The organism is Tolypothrix campylonemoides VB511288_2, assembly GCF_045999855.1.
GTDB lineage: Bacteria > Cyanobacteriota > Cyanobacteriia > Cyanobacteriales > Nostocaceae > Scytonema > Scytonema bouteillei_A.
The window spans coordinates 189,047-208,740 of the sequence record NZ_JBFPMW010000011.1 but is presented as its reverse complement, the minus strand read 5'-3'; the positions used below and the strand labels follow the sequence as shown (position 1 = coordinate 208,740).

Annotated in this window: 6 protein-coding genes; all 6 read right to left on the bottom strand. The window is 41.7% G+C overall.

Going from position 1 to position 19,694, the window contains the following annotated elements; translation table 11 throughout:
- Position 1 precedes the first annotated feature (1 nt).
- On the bottom strand, positions 2–1,258 hold the full coding sequence (gene ectB / locus AB0756_RS28330; protein WP_038081837.1) for a diaminobutyrate--2-oxoglutarate transaminase: 1,257 nt from the start codon (positions 1,256–1,258) through the stop codon (positions 2–4).
- An 80-nt stretch (positions 1,259–1,338) separates the two neighbouring features.
- The gene (locus AB0756_RS28325; protein ID WP_038081838.1) at positions 1,339–2,781 is read right to left on the bottom strand and encodes a condensation domain-containing protein; all 1,443 of its coding nucleotides are present in this window, start codon (positions 2,779–2,781) and stop codon (positions 1,339–1,341) included.
- 8 nt (positions 2,782–2,789) lie between these two features.
- Positions 2,790–6,320, bottom strand: a complete 3,531-nt coding sequence (locus tag AB0756_RS28320; protein ID WP_050045663.1) for a non-ribosomal peptide synthetase — start codon at positions 6,318–6,320, stop codon at positions 2,790–2,792.
- Positions 6,317–10,909 (bottom strand): non-ribosomal peptide synthetase, encoded by a 4,593-nt coding sequence (locus AB0756_RS28315; protein ID WP_082051686.1) that lies wholly within the window; start codon positions 10,907–10,909, stop codon positions 6,317–6,319. Before AB0756_RS28315 ends, AB0756_RS28320 begins: the two co-directional genes overlap by 4 nt.
- A 117-nt stretch (positions 10,910–11,026) precedes the next feature.
- On the bottom strand, positions 11,027–14,881 hold the full coding sequence (locus AB0756_RS28310; RefSeq protein WP_050045664.1) for a type I polyketide synthase: 3,855 nt from the start codon (positions 14,879–14,881) through the stop codon (positions 11,027–11,029).
- Between the two features lie 6 nt (positions 14,882–14,887).
- Positions 14,888–19,684, bottom strand: a complete 4,797-nt coding sequence (locus AB0756_RS28305) for a type I polyketide synthase (protein WP_167844656.1) — start codon at positions 19,682–19,684, stop codon at positions 14,888–14,890.
- Positions 19,685–19,694 lie beyond the last annotated feature (10 nt).

The window sequence follows — 19,694 nt, the reverse complement described above, 5'->3', positions numbered from 1 at the left end:
TTTATTTTTCTAAAAAATCGTGAAAAGCTTGCTCTAAGATAGAGCATCCTTTTTCTAAAATAGACATTTCAATATTCAAAGGTGGCAAAATTTTTAGTACAGTGTTATCTCTACCAACTTTTTCAATTATTAAACCTAGTTCAAAACAACGTGAAGCTATCTTTTTTGCCAAATCTATTTTACCAAAACGAGCGATATCAATACCCCAAATTAAGCCAAGTCCACGTATCTCTATTTTTTCATTTATGGATGCTATTTTCTCAAGGAGAAAATTCTTCAAAAAAGCTTCTTTAACTTTAATTTCCTGCTCAAGATTAGTAATTTCTTTATACTCTAGAGCAGCAGTTCCACCGACAAAAGCTAGTTGATTGCCTCTGAAAGTGCCAGTATGCTCTCCTGGTTGCCAAATATCGAATTCTGGTTTAATTAACAGAAGTGACATGGGAAAACCGTAACCACTGATAGATTTTGAAAGCACTACCATATCGGGAACAATGTTAGCTCTTTCAAATGAAAAAAATGGTCCTGTTCGACTACAGCCTACTTGAATATCATCACAGATTAATAAAATCTCATGTTTATCGCACAATTGTCTGAGATTTTGCATCCATGCTATTGGTGCTACAATAACTCCACCTTCAGCTTGTACTGTTTCAAATATAATTGCTGCTGGTTTTTCAATCCCGGAATTAGGATCGGTAAGGACTGATTCCATATACTCTATAGTATCAAAATTTGACATGAAACCATAAGGGTAAGGCATAAACGTTATATTATTTGATGTGCCAAATGAACCCGCTCGAATTTCAAGATTTCCGCTTATGGATAAGCTACCTAATGTCATCCCATGATAGGCTCCCATAAATGAGAATATGCCTGTTCTCTTTTTTATTTTTCTTGCCAATTTTAAGGCAGCTTCAACGGCATTGGTTCCAGTAGGTCCGCAAAACTGAAGTCGATAATCCAAATTTTTAGGTTGGAGAACTGTTTCCTTAAATTTAATTAAAAACTTTTCTTTTGCAGATGTATATAAATCTAAACCATGTGCAACTCCGTCAGCGTCTAGATAAGATATCACTTTTTGTTTTATATAATCATTGTTATGCCCATAATTTAAAGCACCTGCTCCTGCTAGAAAATCAATGTAAGCTTTGCCTGATTCTGAATAAATTAAAGAACCTTTAGCTCGATGGAATAAATCTGGAAAGTTTCGGCAATAACTTCTAACATTTGATTCTTGTTTTTCAAAAATATTCATGTTTTTTGACCTTTTTCTTAATTTACTTGAAATTACACCCATGCTCCCAAGGGAGAACTCTCGCAAATCACTGCCTCGTCTTAACGATTTGCAATCGGTAATTTTCTGGCAAAAAGAGAGTCATGTGGAGAAAAATTAAATGTCACTTGTTCTTCTAACATAGAATTCATGTATTGCTCTCGTTCTGTTAGCCAAGACAAATCTTTGAGGATAACGTTAGGATGAGCCGCTATATTTTGCAGTAATATCTCGAAATGCTTTAATATGCCAGTAATAGTTGCAGTATCAAAACGGTGGAAATCATAATTGATCCCAATGCGTAACTCTGAACCTGGATATCCAATTAAATTCAGAGGGTAATTAGTCTTGTAAAGGTTGAGTGGATGAGAAAAATCAATAATTTGATTTTGCTCTCCTGAATCTCTTAATATCTTATCAATTGGTTGATTCTCAAACACAAATATACTGTCAAACAAAGAGAAACCTCGTTGCACTTCACTCCATCGTTGAATATCAACTAGAGAAGTGTATTCATACTGACGAATCTCTACCAGTTGTTCCTGAAACTGTTTAAGCCAAGGTAATAAATATTGTTCTGCATCTACTTTGACCCTTACTGGTAGTGTGTTGACTAACATACCAAGCATTGACTCTGAGCCTTCTAAATCTACTGGACGACCAGAAACAGTACACCCATAGACAACCTCATTTTGACAAGTGTAGCGACTGAGAAGTAAAACCCAGGCTCCCTGAACGAGTACGTTAATAGTGAGGTGATGCTGTTTTGCTAAAGATTGTAGTTTTGCAGTGGTCGTTTCGGATAGTTTAACCAGTAGCTCATCGTATCTTTCTTCTAGGCTGAGTAAGTTGCTGTCATCTAGATTGGTAAGGGGAGTAGGTGCTTTTACTCCTTTCAGCATTTGCCGCCAGAATTCCTCTGCTTGTGATGAATCCTGCTTCCCCAACCAAGTAATGTAGTCTCGAAAACGGCTACCAGGTACTAAAGGTACATCTTGCCCTCGACAAAATGCTGTGTACAGCTCCATAACTTCTTTCAGCACTAACGGATAGGACCACCCATCCAAAATAATCATGTGTAAACTCCAAATGAATTTGTAAGAGCGGTCGTTGAGACGAATTAAAGTCACGCGCATAAGAGGTGCTTGAGAAAAATCAAAACCTCGTTCGCGATCGTGTTTTAAAAAAGAGTTTAAGCGCTTGTGCTGTTCAAATGAATCTATTCCTCTCCAGTCTTGCTGCTCTAGAGGTACTTTTGCATATTGGTATACAACTTGTAGAGGTTTGTCTATATCTTGCCAATAGAAACTAGTACGCAAAATTGTGTGTCGGTCCATAACATGCTGCCAAGCACGTTCAAAAGAGACAATGTCTATATTTCCGTGCCAAGTAAAGCCTAGTTGGACAAAATAGAGCACTAAGTCAGAAGAAGACAAACTGTGGACTAGAATCCCATGCTGTATTGGCGATAATTCGTAGATATCTTGAATATTTTCTGTTGTCATATTATTTTCTACTGTTTTTTCTGATTAAGTTTTGCTAAAAACCGATCGAGTTCTTTTTGGCTTAAGTGTGCTTCTGGAAAATCAGAAGTTGTAAACCCTTTGGCTTCAGAAGATTGGCAATGATCCTTGCTTGATAGCAACGCTTGAACACTCGTTATGGTTTCTTGTGCTGCCGGAATTTCCTGCTTGAGAACTGCTACACTTGCTAACTGAGCAATTGTTTGATGCTGAAATAGCTGTTTAGTCGTTAGCTTTAAACTGGCCTGGTTAGCTTTGGCAATAATCTGAATAGCGACAATGGAATCCCCACCCAACTTAAAGAAGTTATCATAAATACCCACTTGCTCTATACCGAGAAATTCAGCCCAAAGTTGAGCCAGCTTGGCTTCAACAGGAGTACGAGGCAGTACAAAGGCTTTATCTAATTCAGGTCTGCTTGTATCGGGTGCTGGTAGCGAGCGGCGATCTATTTTGCCATTAGGTGTCAAAGGGAGTGCCTCTAACATCATAAAAGCTGTTGGCACCATGTAATTTGGCAAGTTCGACTCCAAGAAACGCCGCAGCTCGGTTATTGTCACTGTCTGCTTGGGCTGCGAAACTACGTAAGCGACCAAACGCTCTCTTTCTGGTTCATCTGAGCGAACCACAACCACACTTTCTTGCGCGGCTGGGTATTGATTGATCAGCGCTTCAATCTCTCCGAGTTCGATGCGAAAACCCCTAAGTTTTACCTGATGGTCAATTCGACTAATGTACTTAATCGTACCATCTGATTGATAACAAACTAAATCACCAGTCTTATACAAACGGGATTTTGGATTGTTGTTAAAAGGGTTTGGGATAAACTTCTCAAATGTGAGTTTTGGTTGGTTAAAATAACCACGAGCTAGACCAACACCGCCAATATGCAATTCACCAGGAACACCCACAGGCACTGGTTGTAAATAAGTATCTAAAATATAAAATTCTGTATTGGCAATCGGGCGACCAATAGAGACAATGTTATTTGTGTGCTCTATCCTCGTGTTATTCTCTACTTTTTTGACAGCTGACCAAATAGTAGTTTCTGTAGGACCGTATAAGTTCCACAGTTCAGTGCTTCGTTCGAGTAATTGATTGGCAAGAATTTGGTCAAGAGCTTCACCACCACAAAGGATTTTTAACTGCTGGCTCCCAGTCCAGCCTGCAGCAATCAGCATCCGCCAAGTGGTTGGTGTAGCTTGCATTACCGTGGCGTTAGAAGAAATAAGCTGTTCTAACAATTGCGATCCATCAGTAGCAACTTCGCGGCTAACTATAACAAGACGAGCACCTACGATCGCTGGTAAGTATAGTTCTAGGGCTGCAATATCAAATGATAAGGTGGTGACTGATAAGAAAGTATCTTCTTTTGTCAGCCCTGGATTGCGGCGCATTGCACTTAAGAAGTTAGTTAAGGCATTATGGGGAATTTGTACTCCTTTTGGTTGACCGGTAGAACCGGAGGTGTAAATTATGTAGGCGAGGTTTTCGCCGTTAGCTCGGTTAATAGGATTGCGATCGCTTTGTTTGGCAATCTCTTCCCAGTCAGCATCTAGACAGACCACCTGGGCTTGATGTTCTGGCAAAACTGTCACCAACTTTTTCTGAGTCAGCAGCACTGATATTTGTGAATCTGCCAACATGAATGCCAACCGTTGTTGTGGATACGCCGGATCTAGAGGGACATAAGCCCCACCTGCTTTTAGGATTCCTAACAGTCCTACTAACATATCCGGAGAGCGTTCCACACAAATTCCTATCAAGGTCTCTGGGCTAACTCCCAACTTTTGCAAATGATGTGCTAATTGATTAGCACGGGTGTTCAACTCCCTGTAAGAGAGTTTTTGGTCTTCAAACACGACCGCCACAGAATCGGGTGTTTGCTCAACCTGAGCTTCAAATATTTGATGAATACATACATTTTGAGGATATTCATTTAAAGTGTCATTCCACTCTACCAACAACTGAGAGCGTTCAGTTTCAGTTAATAAAGGCAATTCCCAAAGGCGATGGTCTTGATTGACCGCAATCGCTGAGAGTAATGTCTGCAAATGCCCTGCCATTCGTTCAATAGTGGCAGCATCAAACAAATCAGTGCTGTACTCAAAGTTTGCACGCAGTCCTTCTTCAGTTTCTTTGATCGACAAGGTTAAATCAAACTTTGCTGTTGCAGTTGGCATTTCTAAGAAACTGAGAGTCAGCCCAGGAAGTTTGAGTTCTTCTCTCGGTGCATTTTCCAAAACAAACAAAACTTGAAATAATGGTGTATGAGATAAATCTCGTTTTGGTTGTAATTGTGCTACCAGCAATTCAAAGGGTATATCTTGATAATTGTATGCTTCCCAAGCTACTTGGCGCACTCGCCTCAACAACTCTCGAAATGAAGGATTACCTGATAAATCAGTACGCAGAACTAAAGAGTTAACAAAATAACCAATAAGTTTTTCTAAATCGCGGCTGTGACGGTTAGCGATGGTAGTACCGACACATATATCTTCCTGATAAGTGTAACGATAAAGAAGTGTTTTAAACGCCGCTAGCAAAGTCATAAACAGAGTCGTCCCCTCTTGCTGACTGAGCTTTTTAAGCTTCTCAGTCACATCTGTCCCTATTTTTAGGGTAGTGGTGGCTCCTCGAAAAGTTTGAACAGGTGGTCGTGGGCGATCGCTCGGTAATTGTAAAACAGGAAGATGACCGCCAAGCTTTTGCTTCCAGTAAGTCAGTTGTTCCTCAAACACCGATCCACGCACCCATTGTTGCTGCCAGTTGGCAAAATCAGCATACTGAATGGACAGATCCTTTAGGGGTGAAGGCTGATTTTTGGAGAAAGCCTCGTAGAGTGTGCCTAGTTCCTGGATAATAATTTTACTCGACCAAGCGTCTGAGATGGTGTGATGTATAGCGAATAACAACACGTGCTTTGTTTCGGCTATTTTAAATAGCGTAACTCGAAGTAATGAACCTTCTGATAAGTTGAAGGAATGCTGAGATTCAGCAATAGATGACTGGTGAATTGTTTCCCACTGCTTGGTTTCCGCCAAATCCATCAAATCTACGACTGACAGCGTGAAATTGGGGTTAGAAGCGATCTCCAAAACAGCTTGACCATCTTCATTTTTAAATGAAGTCCGTAAAACTTCGTGACGCCGTACTATTTCTATAAGCGCTTGTTCTAAAACAGCTGTATTCAGCGATCCTTTCAAATGAATACCAAATAATTGGTTGTAAGCAGCGCTAGCACCCTCTAATTGGTCTATAAACCATATTCCCTGTTGACCAAAAGACAAGAGCAGATCTTTATCTCGCGGAACTGGTTGAATTTCTACTGAAGTTGGACTGGCAACATAATGACCTTGATTGAGAAATTTAAGTATTTCTGCTTTGCGTTCAGTTATTTGAGCTTGTAGCTCTGGCGTGAGTACTTCTTGAGGGGCATTACAGCGTAAACGCTCACCATTTGACCAAAGCCTAATGTCTAAGTTAGTTAAATAGGACAAAAACTCTTGAATAGATTTCATAACTCAATTTCCACTCGGTTAGTTAATGCCTTGTCGATAGGAGCTTGTAGTTTTTGAGATGTTATGGTTATCTCCTCAATGGACTTTGCTAAGCTAGATAGAATTGGTGTTTGCAGGAAATTTTGCATGGGTATATTTAGGTGTAATCTTTCATTTACCCGTGAGACAACTTGGGTAACTTGCAGAGAATCTCCCCCTAGTTCAAAAAAATTATCGTTAATACTCACTTTCTCTATTCGCAAGACTTCTTGCCAAATACTGGCAATGAGTTTTTCTGTTTCTGTTTGAGGCATTACATAAGCAGCTTTCACTTGCGATCGCAATCCTTTTAACCCAGGTAAAGCAAGACGATCTACTTTGCCATTAGCTGTCAGTGGTAAAGCATCTAACAGTACAAATTCAGCAGGCAACATATATTCAGGTAGTTTTTCCTGTAGGAAATTACGCAACTGTCTAGGTTGAAAACGTTGCACCGTTGATGGTGCTTGAGCAATGAATACATCAAACCCAATTAAATCAGCAACAGAATCGGGCTCGTTCATAAAAACGCTGTTTGAAAATTCCAAAGAAGCTAATATTCTCTGCCATTGTGCTTTTGACAGCACTGGATGTTCCGGTCTTAGCTCTCGATCCTCAAACCGTTCAAACCCTTGCTGTAGACCCATGTTCAAATCAAAGGAGCGATGAAATTTTGTTTTTTCAATTGCAAGGAGTAAACCATTTGGAGCTAACAAGGAGCGAATATTCTTCAGGGTTTGCTCTATAAACTGAGTGTTATGAATAACAGTTGCAGCAATAACAATATCAAAGGAATGTGGCTCAAAACCTTGCTCAATAGGGTTTTTCTCAAGATCTAAAATGTCATAGCTAACAAAAGGATAGTTGGTAAAATTTTCTTGACCTTGTTGGAGAAAGAATTGAGAAATATCAGTAAACACATAAGTTGTTTGGCTTGGCGGTAACAATGGCAGTAAATGTTCTGTAGTAGAACCATAACCGCCTCCAACTTCCAGGATTCGCAGTTGTTTTCCTGACTCTATATTTTGTACTATTGCCGCCATGATTTCACTAGCGATCGCATTGCAATCAGCAAACATTATTTTGTATATATCCCGAGTTTTTTCGGAAACATAAATTTCTGCCGAGTGGATTTTTTCAGTAATAATGTTTGCTAAGTTATCAAAAGGAGCATCAGGTATCAAATCCATCCAAGTTTTAGTGAAACCATGATTTATCTGAATTTCTTTTGAAAGCTTTTGAAATGCAGAAATTGGTAATTCAACAACACTGGTAAAGACTTTTCCCTCCTGCTTCAACCATCCTTCTTGAACCAGCACCTGCAAAGCTCGATTTAACCATTTTTTGTAGCGTGGAGCAATATGACATCGAGACATTAAATCATCTACGTCATACTTCTCTCCAGGTGAGTGATAAACACCAAGCTTTCTGAGCGCCCGACACACTGAAATAGTGTATAGATAATTTTGGTGTTCCCATATTGCCGCAAAAGTTTGGATATCTACATCCCAAAAACTATTTTTTGCTTGTTGAAGTCCTGCTTTTACCAGAGATGGCCAGAGGATCTGAGATTTGAAAGTATCAGCACTTTCCGTTTCTAAGAAGCTTAATGCTTTGTCTTGCTTGGGAACCACATAAGCTACTAGATACTGATTTTGCTGTGACTCTCCCGCCGCAGCAACTATTGCATCTTTCAGATCTGGGTGCTGTTTTAAAGCTGCTTCAATTTCTCCTGTTTCGATGCGGTATCCCCTTAGTTTGATTTGGAAATCTACACGTCCCAAAAATTCAATGTTGCCATCAGGTAAATAACGACCGAGGTCACCAGTACGGTAAATGCGTTCCTTTGTGCGGGGATGAGTGATAAAATTGACAGCAGTTTTTTCTTCATCCTGCCAATAGCCCTTGGCAACCTGCATACCAGTACAGTACATTTGACCGGGAACCCAAACAGGGCAATCTTCTAAAGCTTCATTCAAAACATAGTATTTTGTATTCGCCATCGGTTTGCCATAAGGAATACTCTTCCAGTTTGGATTGACCTCCGCAATTAAATAACCGATATTCCAAATAGTTGTTTCTGTTGGACCACCAATACTGAGTACTTGTACTTCTGGTATTAAAGCTTGAAGACGGTTAGGCAAGGAAATTGGGAGCCAATCTCCACCTAGAATTGCCAAACGCAAACTTACTGGTAATGTCACAGAGTGGTTCTCTGCGTATTCCACCAACATCTTCATCACTGGGGGTACTGAGTTCCATAGCGTCACTTTTTCCTGCACCATCAACTTAACCCAGTGAGCCGGATCTTTGACAGCAGAAGCATCAGGCATCACAATCACACCACCAGCACAAAGTAGACCGAATATGTCATAAACAGACAGATCGTGACTCAAAGCGGTTACAGCCAGGATGCGGTCTTGAGAAGTAATATTAAACCGCTTGTTGGTATGGATAACTACGTTAACCACGTTGCGGTGAGTAATCATTACTCCTTTCGGTAAACCAGTAGAACCAGAGGTGTAAATTACATAAGCTAAATCATCAGGCGTTTGCGCTGGTTGGAGTGGCTGGCTGTTTTCGTTGGCAAATGCTTCTGTATCTATGCACAAACGTTGTATATCCAATGGCCATTCCAGCTTTTCGTTCAAACAAGATTGAGTCAGAACAATCTTGACTTGACTATTTTCTAAAAGATATTTTCTGCGTTGCTGTGGCAATCCCGGCTCGATGGGAACATAAGCTGCACCAGCAGCCAAAATTCCCATTACAGCGACAATTTGCTCCCATCCTTTCTCCATAACTACACCTACCAACTGGTTGGGTGCAGCCCCAAGTTTCCGCAATCGATGACCAACTTGATTGGCAAGTGTGTATAGCTCTTTGTAAGTCAGAGTTCGCTCGGATGAAATAACGGCAGGTTCCACTCTTCGCTTTTGGACTTGTGCTGCAAATAAAGTATGCAGCAGTTCATCGGGAGTTGGTGTGGTCGTTGCATTAACGGCTTCCCGTTGCGCTAATTGGGCAGGAGGAATGAGTTGTCGAGTTGTCTCAGTCCAAGCTAATTCAGAAGTTGCCAGTTGTTTGAGGAAACGACAATAAGCCTCAAACATATCACAGATCAAACCTTCTGGAAAAAGTTCTTCAACTACATCCCAGTTGAAAGTCAATACTCCCTTATCCTCCCAAACTTGAATATCCATCCAAGCCTGGGAAGCTTGGCTAATGCCATAGACTAACTCTCCAAAATGACTAAATGTCAAGGTTTCCTGACCAAGCAAACCAAAACCAAGAGTGCTAGTAAATACGATTGGCATCGCGCTAGGTGCCGTACCTCGCCTGCGTGCTAATTCCCGCGTCACGCGTACACCACTGATGTAACGGTGTTCTAAATCGTGCCACAGCTGTTGCTGTAGGCGCTTTGAGCGGTCAATAAACGGTTCCGGAATAGAATTCTCGACAGCGAGTAAGGTGACAGAAGTGAAATCTCCCAAAATGTCATGGACTTGAGGATGCAAAGGTAGACGATTAAATAAGGCTAGATTGATAGTAAACCGAGAGCTTTTGCACCAAAGTGTTAAAACTTCAGCAAAGGCGGCTAGTAAAACTCCAGAGGCTGTTAAACCAGCTCGAGCAGTACGTTGTTGCAACTGTTGCCATTCATCTCGCTCCAATCGCCCTTCGTAACGCCTATTTCTATGGTGTTTGAGTTCTTTGGGATTTTTGGCAAGAGGTAAGTCTGGAGCAGGGGGTAAGTTATCTAAGCGATTCAACCAGTACTCTTGCGATCGCCTGTACAATTCTGTAGTTTCCAATTCTTGCAGAGCAAGAACATAATCCCGGAATGAAAGTTCTAAAGGTAGGAATGTAAAATTGGGATTTTGGTAAAGTTGAAACCACTCATCAAATAGACGAAACAGACTCCAAGCATCAAAAATTTGTAAATCGTAACTGACGTGTAATCGGATACGCTCTTCATCTAAACACGTTGCTCTAAACTCAAATAAAGGCCACTTGTCAGCTGGTAGTACTTGGTAAGCCATTCGCTCGCGAATCATCTCAATCTCAGAGGTGATAAATTCTTCATCCTGACCCTTAAGATCCAAGACCTGAATTTGATAGAAAGGCACCTGTTTGAGAACTTGCTGTTGACCATCTGGTAACACCACAGCCCTAAGCATATCATGACGCTCAATTAATTTTTGCAGTGCCCAGTTTAATCGTTCTAAGTCTAAACCTTTGCATTCAATCTCGTAATAACCATGATTGGCAACACTACCTAGCTCTAGAACTCCACTACGCCCCACCCAAAAGGCGTGCTGCATATCAGTGAGTGGGAAAGGTTCATAACGCCGATCTGGCGCTGGCACAATTGTTGGGAGAGAAGCAGAACTGGTACTGATACTATTTTGGCGTAACAATACCAAAAGCTCTGCTTTATGTTCAGTCAAAGCGTTACGGAGTTCTGAGGTTATTACCCCCTTTGGTGCATCAATATTTAGTAAATCTCCATCTGCAAAAAGTTTTACACCTTTATTGGAGAGGGTTGTTAAAAGTAAGTTTAGTTCCATATAATTTATGCATTGTTAACTCAAAACGACGAATAGAGACGGATAAATTCCATAATTTTTAAAATTATTTGTCCTTTTTATTGAATTTTCGCCTTAATAGTTTATTCACAAACAAAGCTAAAAACTCAATTTTTCCCTTTCTGTATTCATGTCGAATGTGGCATCTGATAAAACTAAGTTTGTTAGAGTTAATTGGTTGAGCAATAGTTGCACTAATTGAGTGACAGTGTTGTCACCAAAAAATTTCTCCATTGGCACTCGTACCCCTAACCTAGACTCAATTCGACTCCTCACTTCAAAAGCCATCAACGAATCCAGCATTGAAGCAAGATACATATCCGAATTCAGTTTAGTAACTGGAATCTGTAGCGAACTTGCTAATTCTCCTATGACATAAGTCTCTAACACGCGTTGACGCTCTGCTGGTTCCATCGCTAAGAGTTTGTCTGTGGAGAAATTGTCTTTTTCCTTATGGTTTGTTTCTATGAACTGAATCCCCAATTCATTTCTTCCTGCTTGAAAACTGGGTTGTAGTGCTACACGATCCAAGCACTTAAGTTGTACGTTGATAACTTCCGCTACGAGTTGTCCTGCTAAGTCAAACAGGCTAACATCACCAGCGATAATTTCATTGCGAGCACAATTCTTTTTACCAGAATGTAATCTTGCTTTAGCCCAGAATGTTCGAGTGCTAGCATAACCATAAAATTGGAAGCTTTCAAAGCCTACAATAACGTAAGTATCAGAAGTTTCTGGGGCAAAGCTAGCCGATAAAAGCTGAAAACATGCATCTATCGCGTCTAGAGGAAGATAATATTGACTATTTGCTTCTTCTGACAATCCAGTCACTACTTTACCAATAACCTCTCCCTCTTGCAACCAAATTTGCTCAAGTGACTGACAGCTAAGACCTAAGTTCATTCCTCGCTCTGCCATCATTTCGTAGAACTGAGAACCAGAAAATGGTTTTTGAGATTGTGCCTCAATGTCTGTAAAAGAAAATGGTTTTTGAGTCAGTACTGTGCTATCTTGTTGCTCAAAGCGTAACACTCCCGTACTGTGCATTGTCCAATCTGTCCGTTTATTTGCCTCATCTGATATCAAACTGAAAATTTGGAAAGAAATTTTTCCAGAAACCTCATCAGGACAAAGTATTAACTGCACAGTACAAATATCTTTCTTGGAAAAGACAAGCGCTTGGGGTATAAACACATCTTCTAAAATGTAAGTTCTTTGTCCAAACGCCTCTGCTGCTGCTGCTAAAACCATCTCCAGATAAATGACAAGATTTACCACTGGCACACCTTGAAGCCCATGATCTTTTACAAGTGGTAGTAAATCAATGCTAAACTGGGACTCAAATTGAACTTGCTTAAGAGGCGATCGCAATTGTCTTCCTAACAAAGGATGAGCAATTTTTGATGAACCAATTATTACCTCTTGATACTTCTGCTCGGAAGCATTCTTCCAAAATCTTTGTCGCTCGAAGGGATAAGTAGGTAATGACAGCCGACGCCAATTATAATCTTTATCAAAATTAACCCAATTTACATCTATACCTTCTGTATACAGACTTCCCAGGCTCTGTAACAACACCTGCCAGTCTTCTTGTCCTTTCATTAAAGAAGGTAACCAGAGAGCAGCCTTTTCAGGCAAGCATGGGGTGCCTATTTCTATGAAAGTGGAATGCGGTCCAATCTCCACGAACACGTTATAACCTTGCTCGTGTAACATTTGCAAGCTAGCTTTTAAATTGGCAGGTTCATCAATAGGGCGACACCAGTATTGAGATCTGGTCACGTCTTCCGCTTTAAGAAATTGTCCAGTTACGTTTGACGCTAAATCTATTTTTGGAGACGAGTATACAACCTCTGCGGCTATTTGAGCGAAGGAATCGAGAATTGGTTCTTTCAAAGGGGTGTGAAAGGCATGGGTAATCAGTTTTAAACCATCTTCTACGCTGAAAACTCCTGCGACACAACCTGCTACATACTTGCCTACACCGTGACCCATCACCGCATCTGGTTGTATCCCCCAAGATAACCATAATTGTGCTAGAGAGTATTCTAAAGCAAATAAAGCTGCTTGAGTGTACGTTGTTCGATCCAAAAGCGAGGTCACACCTGGTGGGGGATAGAGCACAGAGAGTAGTGGTTGCTCGAGATATGGGCGTAGCAATTGGTCACAGTATTTTAAGGCATGACGGAATACAGGCTGGGTCTCGTAAAGTTGACGGCCCATATCAATGTAGTGGCTCCCTTGACCTGCGAACAAGAATGCCACTTTTGCTTTTTTGGTAAGTGCTGTTTGAGAAGTGCTTAACCCCTGTAAATGTTGACCGCAGGCAAAAGCAGCAAGTTGTTGGCGTATCTGTTCTAAGGAAGTGGTGACAATTGCCATTCTGTAGGCGAAATGCGCTCTTCCAGTATTAGCAGTGAAACAAATATCCCCCAAACAAAAGTCGCGCTCTCCTGCAAAGTACAACTCATACCGAGAAGCCAATTTCTTTAATGCTGCTTCCGTTTTAGCAGATAGCGTCAGAATATGTACCGGACGTTCAATCCCTTCTTTTTTTTGGCTTGCTTGAGGTGCTTCTTCCAGTATGACATGAGCATTAGTGCCACTAAATCCAAAAGAACTCACTCCAGCTATACGTCTTTGCTGTTCTTGTGAAGTCCAAGGAGTCAGTTTTGTAGGAATTTTTAGAGAAGTCTTTTCTAAAGAAATCAGAGGGTTAAGTTGGTTTAAGTGTAAGTGAGGTGGAATTTCTTGATGTTGCATAGCCAGCACTACTTTAATTAAACCAGCTACTCCCGCTGCCGCTTCCAAATGGCCAATGTTCGTTTTTACCGAACCAATCATCAGGGGTTGTTCTTCTGGCTGTCTTTGACCGAGTACCGCCCCTAGCGCCTTTACCTCAATAGGATCACCTAAAGAAGTTCCTGTACCGTGAGTTTCTACATAACTCACTTGACTGGGTTCAACTTTTGCATTGTCCAATGCGGAGCGAATCAGAGAATTTTGAGCTAGTCCATTAGGAACTGTAAGCCCACTACTTCGACCATCTTGATTAACTGCTGAACCCCGAATGAGAGCTAATATATTATCGCGGTCAGCAATAGCATCACTGAGACGTTTGAGTACGACTATCCCGCAACCTTCACCCCGTCCGTAGCCATCAGCACTGGCATCAAAAGTTTTGCAGCGACCATCAGGAGATAGCGCTTGCATCATAGACATGGAGATATTTGTCTGTGGTGACAATATCAGTTGCACCCCACCAGCTAGAGCGAGGTGGCACTCTCCATTACGCAAACTTTGGCATGCAAGATGGACTGCAACCAAGGAAGACGAGCAAGCTGTATCCACGGATAGGGCAGGACCAGAGAGCCCTAAAAAATAGGATAAGCGACCAGCCGCTATGCTCAAAGCATTACCTGTAGCGCTATAAACATCAATATCAGTAAAACTACTAAGTTGTTCATAGTCACGAGCACTAATTCCTATAAATACACCGCTTTGACTGCCAATTAGTTTGTCCGATGCAATCCCAGCATTCTCTAAAGCTGAATAACTGACCTCTAGTAATAACCGTTGTTGGGGGTCCATGCTCACCGCTTCACGCGGTGAAATAGCAAAGAATTCAGCGTCAAATTCATCTACCTTATCTAAAAATCCACCCCTGCGAGTGTATGACTTACCAGGAGTTTTGGGATTTGGATCGTAGTAAGCGTCTATATTCCAACGGTTTGTTGGTATCTCCCTAGTAGCATCCACTCCATTACGTAACAGTTGCCAGAAAGGTTCTGGTTCATTGGCATTACCAGGAAATTGGCAACCTATACCAATGATGGCAATTGGTTCGGTCCGCGATCTCTCTAGCGTATCTAGTTGAGAACGCATCTCCTTAATAGCAAAAACTGCACGTTGTAATGGCGAGAGATGGTTACTATCTTCTGAAGGGTTGTTCATAGCATTTTAGATTTTAAATTTTGGATTGTGGTAATCCTTAGTTGTGTTTCTTGCCAACGTTTTTATTTCTAAATCAATCAATGCAGTCAATTCGTCTTCGGATAGCTGTTTGATTTCTGTTAATAATTCATTTTGATCGTAAGTATTTTTCTGTTCTTGGGTGGTAGAATGCAACAGCGAATCCGAGGAGAAAATTTCACTCATTAAATACTCAGCAAGAGCTTCTATGGTTGAATATTCAAAGGTTAATGTTGGACTTAGAAAAATTCCCAAGCTAGATTGGAGAAGGTTTTTTAACTCTAGAATCATTAAAGAATCGAGTCCCAGTTCAAAAAAACCAACTTGCACCTCTGGTAAATAGGAAGGTTCAAAGCCAGAAACGATCGCAACTTCTTTTTGAATGTGAGCAATCAAAATATTTTTCCGTTTGTTGGGAGGAGTATCATTTAAAATTTGCAAAAGTTTAGGCTTCTGAAATTCCGCTTGCGATTTTTCTACTGTCTTCGATTGTATTGCTTCAGCTATTTTCATCAAAAATGATGATTTAAAGTTATCTGGGAATAGCTGAAGAAACTTAGACCAATCTACCGATAATACGCTAATTTGAGTACAAGCTTGCTTAAGCAGGTGTCCTAAAACTTGCACTCCTTGCTGGGGTGGAATGAAACTTACACCAGCCTCTTTCCATCGCTGCTGGTCGCGACCATTCATAGACGCTGCCATACCAACTTCATCCCAAGAACTCCAGTTAATAGTTAAAGCTGGTAGTTCTCGTAACTGGCGGTAATGAGCCAAGGCATCTAAAAAGGCATTGCCCACAGCGTAGGAACCTTGACCGAGTGAACCGTGTACAGACGCTGCCGAGGAAAAGTTAACAAAAAAGTCTAAAGCAATATCTTGCGTTTGGATGTGTAAGTTCCAAGCACCTGCCACTTTTGGAGCCATGACCTGAGCAAAACGCTTCCAGTTTTGCTTAGTCAGCACACCGTCATCTAAAACGCCTGCTGCGTGAATAATACCACATAAAGGTGGCAAGTTAACTTTAATATCAGTTAAAACTCTTTGCACCTCAGTTTCCTGAGATATGTCAGCTTGAGCAACTACAATTTTTGCTCCCAACTGCTGCAATTTGCTCAGTTCCTGACTAACTTGTTCTGTAGCAACGCTGCGACCTACTAATACTAAATGCCGCACACCTTGCTCTAATAGCCATTGCGCCACTTTGAGTCCCAAACCACCAAGACCACCAGTAATTAGGTAGGTACTATCGGTGCGAAATTTGAGAGGTTTGAGCTTTCTTTTTTGACTTGCACTCGGTACTAGGCGAGCAACAAACCGCTTTCCATAACGCCAACAGACTTGAGACTCACCTTTTGGTTGGCAAAGTTCCTCTAACAAAGTGACTGCTGTCTCTTCCGGAGAACTCGAAACTATGTCTACCAATGCTGCCGACATTTCCGGATGTTCTAGGGCAATTGTTCTTCCTAGTCCCCAAAGTGGTGCTTGAGCGATTGCTAAATTCTCTGTCTCTATAGGTTGAGAGCCGTGAGTGATTAACCACAGACGAGGTAAATAGGAACCCTTGACTGAGGCAAGGGCTTGTACCAAATGAAGTACGCTGCCGCAATTCCGTAATTGATCCGTGTATAAGGAATCTATGGTGGTAGTATCTGTTGGTGTACTATCTAAACTCCACAGATGCACTATTCCACGATACGACAGTTTATTGTTTTCTAATAATTCCCTCAACAACCGCTGAAAGTCTTCAGGTTGTGCTGGGTTTATTTGCAAACACCCTTGCATGGAACGCTCGTAAGTGTCTCCTGTAAACACTAGGGTACAGCTTTCTCCATGCTTTTCTAACAATGTTGCTAGTGCGGACCCTACACCATGGCACCGATCGGCAAAAATTAACCAACCGCTATGCTCAACCGATCCTTTCGTTAGTGATTCTGATGCAGAGGATGTAAGAGATTGAGGCTGCCACTCGATTTCGTAAAGCCAATTGTTGTGTTGGTCGTCCGTTTTCTGTTGCTCGATCCAATAACGCGATCGCTGAAAAGGATAATTTGGCAGTGGGTATTGGCAACGAGGATAATCTCGATCAAATCCAGACCAGTCTACCTCAATACCACTAGTATATAACGCTCCCAAACTTTGAAGTAACTGCTGCCAATCTGAATGCCCTTTCCGCAATGAAGGTAACCAAGCTCCCGTGCCATTTGGTAAACACCTACGACCCATACCCAGTAAAATTGGATTTGGACCAATCTCTAGAAAAATTTCATACCCTTGGGCATGCAAAGTTTTCATACTCTCAGAAAATTTTACTGCCTCTCGGATATGCCGACGCCAATACCGGGCGTTAGCAACCTCAACTCCTGCAATGGGCTTTCCAGTTAAGTTGGAAATTAAATCAATTTTTGGTGATGAATACTTTACATTTGCAGCTATTTGCTCAAAGGAATCGAGAATCGGTTCCATTAAGGGGGAGTGAAAGGCGTGAGAGACATTTAAGCGTTGAGTGTGGATACCTTGAGCTTCCAGTTTTGCCACCACAGCCTCAAGCACTTTGCTGTCTCCGGAAATCACAATCTCCCTTGGGCTGTTAAGCGCTGCGATCGCAACCTTTTCTTCGTAAATGTCGATACCTACAGTGGGCGTTGCCAATGCTTCTCTCACCCTTGACTCTTCAGTAAAAATCGCAATCATTTCACCACCTTTTGGTAACGATTGCATCATCTTTCCCCGATAAGCAATCAGTTTTAGCCCATCTTCTAGACTAAAAACTCCTGCTACACAAGCTGCAACATACTCACCCAAACTATGACCCATCACCGCATCTGGTTGTATCCCCCAAGACAGCCATAATTGCGCCAATGCATATTCTAAAGCAAATAAAGCTGGTTGGGTATAAGCTGTTTCATTTAATGACGAGGTTGCGTTTGATGGAGGAAAAAGTACTGACAATAAAGATTGGTCCAAGTAAGGGCGTAATAGTTCGTCACAGTGTTCTAAAGCTTGGCGGAATATCGGTTGAGTGTCATAGAGTTGGCGTCCCATACCGATGTACTGACTGCCTTGACCGCTAAATAAAAATGCAATTTTTGCTTTTTTGCTGGGGGTTCTTAGAGTACTGCGTAATTCCTGCGGTTGTTTTTCGTGAATAAAAGCAGTTAGTTGCTGGCGCAGTTGTTGTAAGGTATCGGCGACGATTGCCAAACGGTAGTTAAAATGCGATCGACCGGTATTTGCTGTGAAACAGATGTCTCCCAAAGACTCACTACAACAGGTTGCTAAGTACTGCTCATAACGAGAAGCTAACTCCTTTAATGCTGTTTCCGTTTTAGCTGAGAGAGTCAAAATGTGCAATGGACGTTTGTTGCCTTCTTTCTTTTGATTTTTTGTAGGTGCTTCCTCCAGGATTGCATGAGCGTTAGTGCCACTCATGCCAAAAGAGCTTACCCCAGCAAGGCGCTGTTGCCCGTTGACTAAAGACCAAGGAGTTTGTTCTTTTGGAATGACTATGGGAAAGCTTTCCTGGGAGATAGCAGAATTAAGTTTCTTGAGATGCAGATGAGGTGGGAGTTTCTTATGCTGCATTGCAAGTACCACTTTGATGACACCAGCTACTCCAGCGGCGGCTTCCAAATGACCAATGTTTGTCTTAACTGAACCAAGTAGTATCGGCTGAGTCTTTGAACGCCCCTCAGCAAGTACTGCCCTTAAAGCCTCAACCTCAATGGGGTCTCCCAAAGCAGTTCCTGTGCCGTGAACTTCGACATAACTGATATTTGCTGGTTTTACATCAGCATTTTCTAGTGCCGCTTTAACAACTGCTTGTTGGGCTAAGCCATTAGGAACCGTCAATCCACTACTGCGACCATCATGGTTGATTGCTGTTCCTCGAATCAGGGCAAGGATATTGTTTCCATCTACTAAGGCATCAGAAAGACGTTTAAGTACTATCACTCCACAACCCTCTCCACGCCCGTAACCGTCAGCAGCCGCATCAAAAGTCTTGCAGCGACCATCGGGAGATAAAGCACGCATTTTGGATAACACAATGCTCAAGTGTTGTGACAGTATGAGGTTGACTCCGCCAGCAAGAGCTAAATTGCACTCTCTTAAACGTAAGCTTTGACAAGCTAGATGGACACCAACAAGGGAAGATGAACAAGCAGTATCGACAGCCAAACTAGGTCCTTGCAAACCCAAAAAATAAGACAACCGACCAGCCGCAACACTTGCCGTATTGCCTGTGAAGGAGTAAGCATTAGCATTCCCGCTCCCAGACATCATCAGCTGTTTGTAGTCATCATTATTAATCCCTACAAACACTCCACTACGGCTACCATTTAATTTGTCTGGTGCAATTCCTGCATTTTCTAGAGCCTCCCAACTCACTTCTAATAATAGCCGTTGCTGCGGATCGACGTTCACAGCCTCACGCGGTGGAATGGCAAAGAATTCGGCATCAAATCGATCTACTTCTGTATCCAAAAACCCACCTCGATGTGTGGATATTGTATTGAAATCTTTTAAATTAGCTTTGTCATAAGCACTTACATCCCACCGATCTGATGGCACTTCTCTAGTGGCATCTACACCGTCATATAATAACTGCCAAAATGACTCAGGATTATTAGCACCTCCAGGAAAGCGACAACCCATACCAATGATGGCAATTGGTTCAGTTTGCTTGCGCTCCATAGCGTCAAGCTTGGATTGCATTTCTTCGAGTTTGAGAAAAGCTTGTTTTAACGGCGATAACTGGGCTAAGCGATCTGAAGTGTTACCCATAAATCTTGAC